The sequence below is a fragment of the Mycoplasma sp. 1781 genome (genome assembly GCF_053851675.1).
On sequence record NZ_JBSQBC010000010.1, the window covers coordinates 17,773 to 31,252 of the forward strand.

The 13,480-nt window shown below is 28.4% G+C and carries 5 protein-coding genes; all 5 read right to left on the minus strand.

Going from position 1 to position 13,480, the window contains the following annotated elements:
• Positions 1 to 275: 275 nt before the first annotated feature.
• Complete coding sequence (locus ACWXVP_RS02310) at positions 276 to 1,190, minus strand: ATP-binding cassette domain-containing protein (protein ID WP_438340346.1); 915 nt, start codon at positions 1,188 to 1,190, stop codon at positions 276 to 278.
• A complete protein-coding gene (locus ACWXVP_RS02315; RefSeq protein ID WP_456012892.1) occupies positions 1,190 to 9,556 on the minus strand; it encodes an ABC transporter permease in 8,367 nt (2,788 codons plus the stop codon). Before ACWXVP_RS02315 ends, ACWXVP_RS02310 begins: the two co-directional genes overlap by 1 nt.
• 124 nt (positions 9,557 to 9,680) lie before the next feature.
• Positions 9,681 to 10,385: a 16S rRNA (guanine(527)-N(7))-methyltransferase RsmG gene (rsmG, locus tag ACWXVP_RS02320; protein WP_455994937.1), complete on the minus strand. Its 705-nt coding sequence runs from the start codon at positions 10,383 to 10,385 to the stop codon at positions 9,681 to 9,683.
• A complete protein-coding gene (locus ACWXVP_RS02325; protein ID WP_438340349.1) occupies positions 10,372 to 11,343 on the minus strand; it encodes a ribose-phosphate diphosphokinase in 972 nt (323 codons plus the stop codon). The genes rsmG and ACWXVP_RS02325 overlap by 14 nt, the downstream gene beginning before the upstream one ends.
• A gap of 124 nt (positions 11,344 to 11,467) precedes the next feature.
• Positions 11,468 to 13,480: magnesium-translocating P-type ATPase (gene mgtA / locus ACWXVP_RS02330; RefSeq protein ID WP_456012894.1), on the minus strand; the 2,013-nt coding region annotated here is incomplete at its 5' end.

Consider the following 13,480-nt stretch of genomic DNA (forward strand, 5'->3'; position numbering starts at 1 on the left):
GAGTAGCAACTTTTATTCTAGCAATACCAAATACAATTGCTGAAACAATTATTAATATTAGCGTAATACATATGAATACAAGTAATACTATTTTCGTCAATGTGAATGCAGAGATAAATAAAGCGATCCATATTGGTAAGCAAGATGATAACATGCAATATGAGGATACTATGTAAGATTTTTTAATTTTCTTTGATAGCAAAAATGCTGATAGAGTAATAATAGCAGTTGATAGTATTAACCCAAATATAATAAATAATATAGTTATAATCATTTTAATTTTCTTTTTCCTTTTTTATTAATCATTTTCGTTCTTGATGTTTTATATCCTTAATATGTCCTAATTCAAGATAAATAACTTTATCCGCAATTTGTGCAACATCAGCATCATGTGAAACAATAATTATCGTAGTTCCATAATCGCGGTTGATTTCTTGAAGAATTTTTAAAACAATTCATCCTGTTTTCTCATCAAGAGCACCGGTTGGCTCATCAGCAACAAGAATATCAGAATTTTTAGCTATTGCTCTTAGGATAGAAACACGTTGTTGTTGACCACCCGACATTTGTGAAGGGTATTTAAACATACATTCTTCAAGGTCGAAATCCTTAAATAATTTCTTAATATCCAAATGTTTTGACTTGTCCTTCTGCAAATAAGCGCCGGTCTCAACATTATCATAGCTATTTAGATTTTGCAATAAATTATAGTTTTGAAAAATAAATGAAATATTATCGCGTCTAAATAGCGTTTGTCTGGATTCATTTAGATAAGGCAAATTTATATTATTAACAATAACCTTACCACTGGTTGGTCTATCTAGTGCACTTATTATATTTAAAAGTGTCGATTTTCCTGACCCTGATTTACCATACAATATTGCAATTTCGCCCTTTTTTATGGTTAAAGATACACCTTTTAGAACATCGGTTGCAACGTTTCCTGATAAATAAGTTTTCTTAACATCAAAAACTTCAACAATATTGCCATCGCTATTCTTTTCCTTTTCTAATCCATCTTTTTTTCGAGGTTTATTATTTGCTAATTTATATTTTTTTAGCGTTGCACTATCTAATGGATGACCCGATATTCCATCAGCATTCGAAGCCATTGATGTCTCTTTTTTATTATTCATGGAAACATTTAAATCTTCATTTTTAGATTCAACTTTTTTATTTCTTCTTCACATTATTTTCCTTTCAAGGTGTCAATGGCCTTAATTTTATTTAAACTCTTTCAAGTAGCCATCGAGGTCAGAATAAACACTGTTAAGCAAATTGCTGCTGAGATAATAATTGTTGAATAGTGTAAAACAAGTGGCAAGACAATTTGAGATGTAGCCATCATAAATGCATTAAATACCGAAATCAATAGTAATGTTGCAGGTATCATTAATAAACAAGCAAATATTATAGTCGGAACAAAGTTAGCAAAGAATAGTGAAATCTTTTCACGATTAGTATAACCTAAAACTGAAAACGTAGCTATTGCTCTTTGATTTGAGGCAATCATAATATTAGTGATAACAATTAATATTATAATGGAAATCAATAGCGACATAACAATAAAAGCTATTAGAATAACATTTACAGTTTCAGAAATATCAGCTATAAAACCTGCTTCAATATCTTTACTATTAACGTTAAATGAGGCGCCATACATAATATTTTTACCATAAATAGTATCGGGTTGTATTCCATAAAATTTCGTAAGAATACTGCGTGCTAAACCTTTAAATTCTTCATTTGAATTAGCTTGTTTTACAATCTTTTCATATTGAGATTCATTTATATTAAGAAGTCTAAATAATACGTCTTTATATCTTAATTTAGCTCCAGGGTGTGCTTCATTATAGGAATCAATATTGTGTTCATAAACGGATATATAATTTAGATCTTTATTAGATATAAATATGCGTTTAAAGAATTCTCAAACAGTTTGATCGCTTGCACCTTCAACTTCGAATGAAGAGGTCGCACCTCAAAAACCGGTTGATGAATAAGTAGTTAAGGTATCGATCGTTTGGACTGGTGTTGTATCACTAGATAAAATACCATTAAACGCTTCATATTTTCGTCTAAAGTCTCTAGTAATTTTTTGTTTATTTTGTGGGTTTAAGAATATAGCATTTTCTAGTTCTTGTTTACGTGCGTTTTGCAAACGAGTAGTCAATGTGTCATAACCCAAAATTTTGTCTAAGATGTCCTTTCTTGTAATAAATTCACTATTAATGTATGTTTCGGATATATCAATAACTTCAAAGGTATATTTAGTTCTTGGTGGCTTTTGATTTAACGCACGATAACTAAAGCGATCAACATGGTTTAATAAATCAAATTCAATTTTTGAACCAATAGAAAGATTGTATCTTTTTTGGGCAACAGTATTGACAATCAATGGGATTGTAGTATTTTCATTATATTGATAGTTAGCTAATTTCTGTTGTAAATCTTCATTATTAGCATTGTGCATTGAAATGAATCTACTATCACCATAATATCCATAAATCTTTATTTCTTTATTATTATATAGTGTTTTAGCATAAGTATATTTTTCATTAGTTACATCATTTCAATAAATACCGCCAAATGATACAAAGAAATCAAGACCTTCAATACGACGGTAGGCATTAACCAAGAAATTACGATATTCCTGTCTATATCTCGATGTTGAAACAGATTTTGGTTTAAAGTATGTTTCATTAATGGGATCTCATTCAATAAATTTAAACTGTTCGCTAATTCTTCCGTTGGATTGATTGTTTTGATATAAAGACGACGAAGTGAAATAAAAGAAGCTCGTACGATTTTTTATATCTTCTGGCTTATTATTGGCAAGATCTTTTTGAAATTTTTCCAAATCAGTAACAGCAATAATATTTGATATGTCACTATCTTCAACATTTAAATAATCCTTACCGGTTTTTAACTTAGAAATATCAATTAAATATTGGGTAGCTTGCATTTCTTTTGATACACGCTTAAATATTTGCGCGACTCTAGCTCTTTGCGTTTCAGGCAAACTAGCATAAGTAATATCTCAAGGGCTTAATTCAACCGATAAATCAATCAAGATATCAAGTGATGATTTAGTCAACACTGTTGGTGCATACGGAATATGTGGGACATCGGTATTAAATGAACTGCCTGGTCTTAAGAAATTCGGATTAGCATAATCAAGTTGACTACCATTTGATGAAGATGATCCAGCTAAATCATTAGGAACATATAATAATGAATTTATATCAGATTTATTATAAGTAACATAAGGCCCACCTTCAGTTGTCGGGCTTTCAAGATCAAGCTTAAATTTATAGAGTCTATCTTTATATGTTTTTGTTATAGCCTTATTAAAAATGTTGTTTGACGATAAAAAGAACATAGAAATCAACGATGTGGTTGAAAATGCTAAGAATAGCGAGAACATTTTTCAGAAATTATTTAGTGCCATAGAAGCGATAAATCTTGCTTTAACTGGCAGTTTTCTAAACATTGCTGAAATTCTTTGAGCAAAATTCCCAACCTTAACCTCAACAAGACCACTCATTAACTCAATAGGTTTTTTTCTAACAGAAATTGCTGTTATTATAAAAATTAAGAAACTAACAAATAACAACGGTGCAATTATTGTACCAAGGATGGCGGAGGTGTGAATAGGAATTATATTATTTTCAAGTGTCCAGTATGAAGATAAAACATTCATTGCTGTTCCCTGTAAAGCAAAACCAACAATATAGCCAAGTAAACCGCCAACAAAAGCAGGGATTCAACCAAAAGCACAAAATGCAAATGCTATTTTTGAGGTTTTATAACCCTGAGCACGCAATATTCCAACAACTTTATTTCTCGCTTCAATATATCTCTTCATAATAAAGTATATGATGAATGCAACTAAGATAGTTAAAACAGAAATTAAATAGAATGTGGCATTTTTGATTGAATTAACAATAGTTCTAATGGTTACAATTCTTATCTTTCTTTCAGGATTTATATTGTCTAATTCATCTTTTAAATAAACCTTTTTGTTAAATGAATTAGGATTAATAAGATTAATATCATTATTAAATTGCTCCTGCAATTCCTTCGGCGATTTATTATGTAAATATTTTCCATTCTCATCAACAGGTGCTTTAACTAATGCATAAGTCTTAACAGCAAAAGTTGGATATGCTGAATTTATACGGTCAAAACCCTTTGAATTGACATAAATAATTGCTTGGGTATTAGTATCTACTTGAATATTTTCTTCATTAATAACAGGATATAAATAATCAACAGTTGAATCAATACCAATGATTAAATACTCCTGCGTATTAACTTTAACCTTGTACTTTTCATCTAATGAAGAAATAAATAATTGCATAGCATAAGGGTTCGATAGATATTTGCTTATATCACCTTTATAGACTTCTTTACCGTTTTTAGATGCATAACCATAATTAACTTTAGCAACATATGAGCCTGAATCTGAATAAAAAATTAAATTTGATATTTTAATAGGTTCTATGATTTTATATACTGATTTTTCTAAAGATGAGGTAATGTTAATACCAAATAAATCAAGTCCCTTACCATTACTATTTCTTAATTTTTGATTAAAAATATAATTAAATCTAGATAGGTCTAAATCAATAGAAGTATCGTTTTTTGATTCAACATAATAAGCAGAATTTTCAAAATTTTGTGTAATTGCTTCAATTTGATAAAATATATCCTTAACATTCGAAGACTTAAGATTATTTAAAACTTTTTTAACAATATAAGCAATATTACCTTCGTTTGGATTTGGACTTAAAATATAATATAAAGGAATTTGAGGAAAGCTTAGTAGTGTCAAAGGATTTAATAGATTATTAGGAATATTTAATAATGATAAATGATTATTAAGTCTTGAATTTTCAATAACCTTTTTGAATGCCAAATCTAGTTCATAATCATCTTTAATTAACGGTTTTATAGGAGTTTTGTCATTAGTTTCAAGGAATGAATCAAGAAACATTTTTAACGAATTATTGTAATAAGTTGGAATTTGCGAGGCTGTTGCAATGTAACCAAAGTTATAAGTCAGTTCATTTGAATTCTTAATTAAAAGGTCAATTATTTTATCAATAGTTTTGGTGTCAATTCCAACATTAATTAAATTAGATTTAAATAAATTAATACCGTGCGATTTTTTCAATAAAGAAATAAGTTCACGATTTGCTAAATTAGTATGTGCATGAGCATAAGGAATTTTTAAAAGTGTTGCTTGATACTTATTATCGCTTCCTAATATTCCTAAACTAGGAATTGGATTAATAACTTTATCAAAGTTTTGCATTGCCTTAACAAATTCAGGATTTAACGCTAGTTTATAGATTTCATTTAGAACAAGTTTAATTTGTGCATAAGAAAGTTTTTTAGCATATTGCTTTTCAATAATCTTTTGTCCAGTATTTTGATCAATAGATATTTTATCCTCAATACGCTCAATTCTATTCAAAAAATAAGCCATCTTAATCCATATGCTATATAAAACAAGCATATTTTTAATAATTGATTCCTCACCATTTGCAAGAAATGATGAACCTAGATATTTAGCAAGAAAATTATGCAAGGTTTTGAGAATTTCTATTTGTGATTTTTTATCTTTAGCATTTGAATCAATAATTGCTGATAAATAGGCTAAATCAGCATATGATTCGGGCTTTTGGTTTTTGTCTTCTAATATAAAGTCGAACTTATTATCCCTTGGTTTAAGAGATTTGAGTTTTAAAAGAGATACAAAATTAAAATATTTTTCAAGTTTAGCAAGTAATTTTGATAGATTATTTAGCTCAATATCATTAACAAGTGCTTGCTGTTTAACAAAATCAAACTCAGATTTAGTTAATTTTAATAAAGTTTTAGAATTTATTGCTTGTTTTACCTTTGCAATAATTTTTTTGATATCAACTAAATCAAACTCATTAATAGGAACATTATATGACGAAGGAATAGAAAAACTGCTAGACAAATTATTTGGCAATGCTAATTTAGGCAAAATAGCCAAATCTAGTAATGAAATTTTTCCTTCTTCTTTGGTTGGAATAGAAATATTTAATTCTTTAACCAAACTTTCTGTTTTGTTTGAAAAGTTAAAAATTTTAATAATTGCATTTTGAATTTGAATAATTTTGCTTGCTGAAATTTCATTTTCGCCAACAAGGTTTAGAGAGGACATAAATGCTGCCAAATAATCAGATTGATTTAAATATTCAGTATTGTAATCGTTATAAATTTTATTATTAGCTGTAATTGGATATTTATTAATCTTAATTAATTTATTAAGTGAATTAGTGAATTGTTCAATATTTATATTTGAAAAAATACTAAATAGTCCTTCGTTAATATTCTTATATGAGCCATCTTTATTAGCGTCTAAGGCTTTAAAGAATTTTTTAGCCTCATCCTTCGTATTTTTATCTAAGTCTTGATTTATATTTTTGTATGCTTGAACTCATTTTTGGTAGTAGCTGCTTTTTTGCTCTGGATCAAGTATTTTGCTAAAATCTACTAAATTAAAAAGGTTCTTAATGGATTTTTTGAATTTTTCTTCATTCAATGAACTTAATAAAGAAATAATCATCCGTTCATGAGACATTGTTCAATATGTATCATTTACCGCAGTAAACGGTTTATATGGATGGCGATCGTATCAATCGTTTATTATTGCTGAAAATTTAACAAAATCAATTGATGAAAATATTTCGGTTAAAATATCGAAAATTTTTTCTTTATCTCTTATATAAACAAATAGATCTTTTAATGAAATCTTGAGTTGTGGAATAATGTATAAATTAGAAAAATTTAAAATTCCGCTTAGATTATTTATTTGTGAAACAAGATAGTTTTCCCTTTCTTCATTAGTTTTAGCCGATAGTAAATATTGTTTTTTGAAATATAAAAATATCTTTGCAAAGAAATTATGAATGAAAGCATTTGCATTTATATTTATGTATTCAAGATTTTGGTTATTATCTTGCGGCAGAGGTTTAACTAAAAATTTAATAATATCTAAAATTGTTTTTTCTAAAATAAAACGGTTAGTTTTTCCGATGGCAAGTAATGTATGTAACCCATTGCTTTCAACAGAATCGGTGACAGCTTTGAAAATACGATATACATCACGGCGATCAAATAATTTTCCAAAATCTGTATCTAAAAGAACTGAACGTAATCTATCAACTAAGGTTTTAATTGTATTTTTTTGTGTAATTTCAAGAGTTAAATCTGGTGAAATTGATCCGAATGATATTGGTAAACTTATTGCGTTTCTAAATTGAGGATTAACAACGGCTCAACCGTTTGCACCTATTTCACCACGAACAGTATAATCTTGTTGAACAAGGTAATTATAAACTTCATCCAAGCTTAAATATTCCTTGTCATTAACTAAAACCTTATTTCACACGATATCGTCTGTAAAACCATCAATATTGCTTTGAACTAAAAATATATATTTATTTGGTCTAGGCATTGCAATTGCCCCAACGACAGTAGATCCTCCGGGGCGCTTTATTTCTGGCGTAGCAGTAGTTAAAACCAATATTTTTCCATCAACTAGTGTTGGGATTTTTGTATTTTCAAGAAAATCATAGTACTTTTCAAATCTTATATCCGCATTAAAATATTCATTATTTGGCGTAAAATTACGAAAAATAGTTTCAACTAACGACCTGGTATAAACAGCAGGAATTTTAGTTATAAGATTGCTATTTTTATCTGGCTTTAATAAGAATTTATCAACATTTTCATTTGAAATACTTGAATGCAAAATAGATGGATTAAGACTTTCATTATATAACTTACCGACATTATTTTCAAATCCTAGTATTTTTTTATCCTTATCACCAATATTAACAAAATGAAATACATTCTTTTTTGCGTTGCCTTCATTAACTGTTTCAACAGTGATGGTTTTTCTAATACCTAAATTATCTTTACCAACAGTTTTTTTAATATCTTCTAGTATTGAAGAACGAGCAAAACTTAAAGCATTATTACGAATAAAATTTTGAGCTACATTAAGCTTGCTAACATTTGATACATCTTGAAATTCTTCATCACTTAATGGCTGCGATCCTAATTTATTAAATTCTACTTGCTTAATATTTCATAAATTAAAGGCATCAAGGTTTTGCTTATTTTTAGGAATTCGTGTATTTTCTTTCCCTCCACTTCACGGCTGTTTAAAGGTAACATCAATATCATTTTTATCAATTGGAACCGTTTGCACAAAGGTTTGTTTATATTTATTTCCAATACTATAGGTAGTGGTTATGGTCTTATCTCAATAAGAGAAATATAAATGCTGCTCATATTCTTTGGGTTGATTTTTGCTAAATTGCTCAATAAATTTAAAGTACGATCCTTTTCAATTGGACTTATCTTCTTGATTGCTTTCATTTCAATTTAAAATGTAACGATATCAATTATATGAAACCATTCGCTCAGCTCTTCTTATTCATCCTTCCGGAATTTTATAAGTATTATTAGAAGCTAGTTCGATATATAGAGGAGAATTAGAAACTATTTTATTTACATTTGCAAATGTCCCGAGTTTAAAATCATCAACAAGGATATCATCATTAATAATATTTCATTGTGTTGTTTTTTGCTTGCCAGCGATTTTAATTTTTGCATTTTTAGCTTTTTCTTCATTAAAATATCACTTTTGATCATTTGATTTTTTTTCAAATCCCATTAATTCAAGGACTTTATTAGATTCAATAACATATAAAACACCTTCTGCTTTTCATTCATCATAATCTTGGGTCAAAAATGATGCTTGCTTAGTTACGGTATTGATATAAAGAGGCGAGGATTCTACAACGCTATCTTTAATTGTTTGTTGATTAAAAGGTCCTTTAGGACCATATGATATAGTTAAAATATCACCTAATTTTACTTTTGTTTTAAATGTTATTAAGTCATCGGTATTAACTCTGTTTACTTTAGTTACCAAAGAATATTTATTTCCCTCTTTTTGATAAACTTTAAATTTTCTATTTTCACCTGAAAAAGTAAATTCTCTAATCTTTTGGGGATTAGGATTTTCTTTATTAATCTCGAATCTGACACTTGAAACTTGACCCGAAAGTTGTTCATAATATAATTTTAAAAAGTCTTCAGTCTTCAAATAATATTTAGGATTGGTGTTTCAATTTTCAATAGTATCTTTTATGTTAATAAAATTGTGCTCGCTTCCCGGCAAATTAATCGTATAAGAAACATCCGAACCATTTTTAGATGATTCGAATTTTATTGGCGAAGTAATAACACTATGATTATCCTTATCAATTTGATTATATCCATGGCTAGGGATGACTCCTGAAGGATTAATATCTAAATCAACAGTTAAATCATGCAATTTAGAAACCTTATCATATGCATTTATTGTTCGTGAATATGAAGTCTTAACATCATTTAACAAAGTAAATAAAAATGTTGTTAAGAAAATTAAGATCGTTAAACAAATTAATGTAACTTTGTTTTTAGCAAGTGACCTAAAAACTTCTTTAAATAATCTCTTCATCTCTCACCCCTTCCCAAACTTTGTAATGTTAATTATATAGTTTATTAAATTATTATTTAATAAATTTTTTTAATTATGCAACAAAAAATTCTGCTCATGTACATAATGAGCAGAAAATTTAAATTTATTTTTTGGAATTTTCTTTAATAATTATCGACCATTTTCTTGGGATAAAATTAGGGGTAGGAATTTTTTTTTCATAATAAACCAAGACATTATCGATAGTAAAAAATTTATTTAAACATAAAGTATTAAATTTAATTTTTAATATATTCTTAATATTTCTAGAATTATCAATTTCCTTTTGAAAATTAGTTGATTTTAAAAAACAAAAAATTGAGCCTATTTTTCCAACATGATGAGATATTTCAACAAGATTCTTTAATTCTGAAACTGCTCTTGCGCTTATAAAATCAAATCTTTCCTTTTCTAATGATTCTTCTGATCTTATTTTAAGAATCCTTACATTTTTTAAATTACATTTTTTGACTACAAGCCATAAAAAATTTACCCTTTTTTGCATCGGCTCATAAATTGTAAGATTAAAATTTTGACTATATATTAAATAAGGGATAATAGGAAAACCTGCTCCTGAGCCAATGTCAAGAACCTCTTTATTACATAGATTTGCAATATTTTTATTTATATTTTTAAAAATAAGAATTGATTCTATAATGCCCTCTTTAATTAATTTTTCACCGTAGAAGCCAGTTAAATTATACTTCTTATTTTCTTCTTCAATTAACTGATAATATAAATAAAGTTTAGCAATTATGTCTTCATCTTCAATGCAAAGATATTGAGTTATAATTCTTCTAAATTCTTCCATTACTATATTCTTTATAAATTTCACTTATTGATGTGCTATTAGTATTAGCCTCAATAACTAAACCAAGAAATTCGGCCATTGATAATTCTTTTAGCTTCTTAAAATGTGATAAATGTGAGTGATCTACTGAATTAGTTATTATAACTTCGTCAATGATAGGATTGCTTTCAAACATTTCAAAACCTCTTGAAAACAATCCGTGTGTTGCAGCGATAATAACTTTGTTAGCGCCTTGTGCCTTTAGTGTTTCTGCGGCATGTATAATAGTTCCACCAGTATCAATAATATCATCATAGATGATTACATTCTTACCATTAACATTACCTAAAACGCCCATAATTTCAGATACATTTGGGCCAGTTCTTCTTTTATCAATAATTGCAATTGGTTCATCGGAATTTAGGCATTCTGATAATTGACGTGCTCTAACTGCGCCGCCATGATCAGGAGAGACAATAACAAATTTATCTTTTCTTTTTCTTAATTCCTTAGCAAAAATAAATTGACCTCTTAGATCATCAACAGGAATATTAAAAAAGCCTTGAATTGATGCATTGTGCAAATCAACAACAATAATTTTATCAGCACCAGCAGTTTCTAATAAATCAGCAACAAGTTTGGCTGAAATTGGATGTCTGCCGCTTGTTTTTCTATCTTGTCTTGCATAACCATAATAAGTAGTAACACAAATAATTCTTTTTGCGCTAGCACGCTTCAGTGCATCAATAAATATCAAAAGACTCATCAAATTATCATTGACTGGTTTTCCTGTATTGTTGATAACAAAAACAGTTTTATTTCGAACAGTTTCGTCGGGATAAACTAAATTCTCGCCATCAGCAAAAACAACTTTATTAACCTTTTTAACATCAGTGTCTAAATATTTAGCAATTTCATTAGCTAGTTTTTCAGAATTATCCATCCCAAAAATAATTACATTTTCATCTAATTTTTTCATTTTTTTTAGCTTAAATTTTCCTTCCCTAATTTTTAATATTAATTTTAATATATTAATGTGTTAATATTTAACTTTTTCTTAGATTATTACAAAATTAAAAAAATAAGCCAAGTTGACTTATTAATTATAAGAAATGCTTATAGATCTTACGATAAATAATTTTGGTTATTATCACAAGAAATGTATAGGTCGAAAGCAACAGTGCAAGCCAAGCATAAAATATCGAGGGTAGCGGTGCTAGTTGCAAGGAAGTATTTAGCTTTGGAATATAAGGAAGAGCAGTTACCAGCGCAACTCCGGTCAAGGTTGAAATAATCACCGGAGTAGAAGCGTTAGATTTAATTAGTGGCACTTTATCAGTTCTTAATAGATGAATAACAAAAGTTTGTGTTCACATTGAGATAACTAATCACCCAGCTCAAAACATCAATCTAAATTCTTTTTGTTGTTCAAGAGATAAATTACTATAATCACTAATTTTGGTAAATGTTGTTTGTTTAATTGCTTGTGGAATGATAACAAAAAATAATAAACAAAACGACATAACATCAACAATCGAACTAGCAGGGCCAAATCATAGCATAAATCGTCAAATAGACTTATGTCCCCATTGCCGCGGAGATTGAATAAATTCTTTATCTACATTATCTCACGGAATTGTTCCACAACAAAAATCATAAATTAAATTTAAAAAAATAATTTGCACAGGTGCTAAAGGAATAAATGGAAGCATAATTGAGGCTATAACTACGCTAAAAATGTTTCCAAAGTTTGAGGACACAGTCATTTTTATATATTTATTAATATTGGCATGAGTTTTTCTTCCCTCAACTATCCCTGTAGCCAAAACATTTAAATCTTTTTCAAGAAGAATGATATTAGCTGACTCTTTTGCAATATCAACTGCTGTATCTACAGATATTGATACGTCAGCAACCTTCATTGCTGGTGCATCATTAATACCATCACCCATGTAGCCAACAACGTGACCATTATTACGCAAAATGGTAATTATTCTAGCTTTTTGATCGGGGCTAAGTTTAGCAAAAATTTGTGTCTTTTCGACTTCGATTGCTAGCTCGACATCACTAAGTTTAGTAATATCTTTTCCTAGCAATATTTTTTCATAAGGAATGCCGACTTTTGAACAAACTGCCTTTGTAACCAGTGGATTATCACCAGTTAGTATTTTTACTTCTACGCCCAAATTATGTAACTTCTTAATAGCATCTTCAGCAGAATCTTTCGGTGGGTCTAAAAATGTTAGATAGCCTATTAAAGTCATATCTTTTTCATCGTTTACACTCAGTTTTCCGACAGCATCAATATTAGACTTTTTGGAAGCGACAGCAACAACTCTCATTCCTTCTTCACTAAATTCCTCAACCTTATTCAAAACTTTACGGATTACCTTTTTATCAAGAGGAATTACTTTTCCATCTAAATAAATTGTGCTACATACATTAATAATTTCTTCAACAGCTCCTTTAGTAATCAATGTAACCTTATTATTTTTAAGAGACTTTACAAGCACTGACATACGCTTTCTATTGAAATCGAAAGGAACCTCATCAATTTTCAAATAATGCAGTTCAAGATTATCTAATGATTTTTGTTCATCAGCTAAATCAAGGGTACGATTAATAATCGATTTATCTAGTAGGTTTTTTAATCCCGTTTGATAATAAGAATTTAAAAAAGCATACTTTAAAACATGATAATCCTCTTTCCCATTAACATCAAGGTGCCTTTCAAGAATAATTTCATCTTGAGTTATTGTTCCAGTCTTATCAGTACATAAAATATCCATAGCACCAAAATTTTGGATAGAGTTAATATTTTTAACAATAGTTTTTGCCTTCCCCATTGCGATTGAACCTTTTGATAAACAAGCAGTTACAATCATTGGCAACATTTCAGGGATTAATCCGATAGCAATAGATATACCAAATAATAAGGCATTAAATCATGCATTGTTTCCTTCAATCTTTTGATGGGTTAATCCAACAATTAAAAAAATGATAGGAATAACAAAAGCAATGATGCAGGTTAACATTACAGAAATTTTTTTAATACCTTTTTCAAAGTTAGTAGGAACTTGTTTTTCATTTAATTTTGAAGCCACCTTACCAATGAC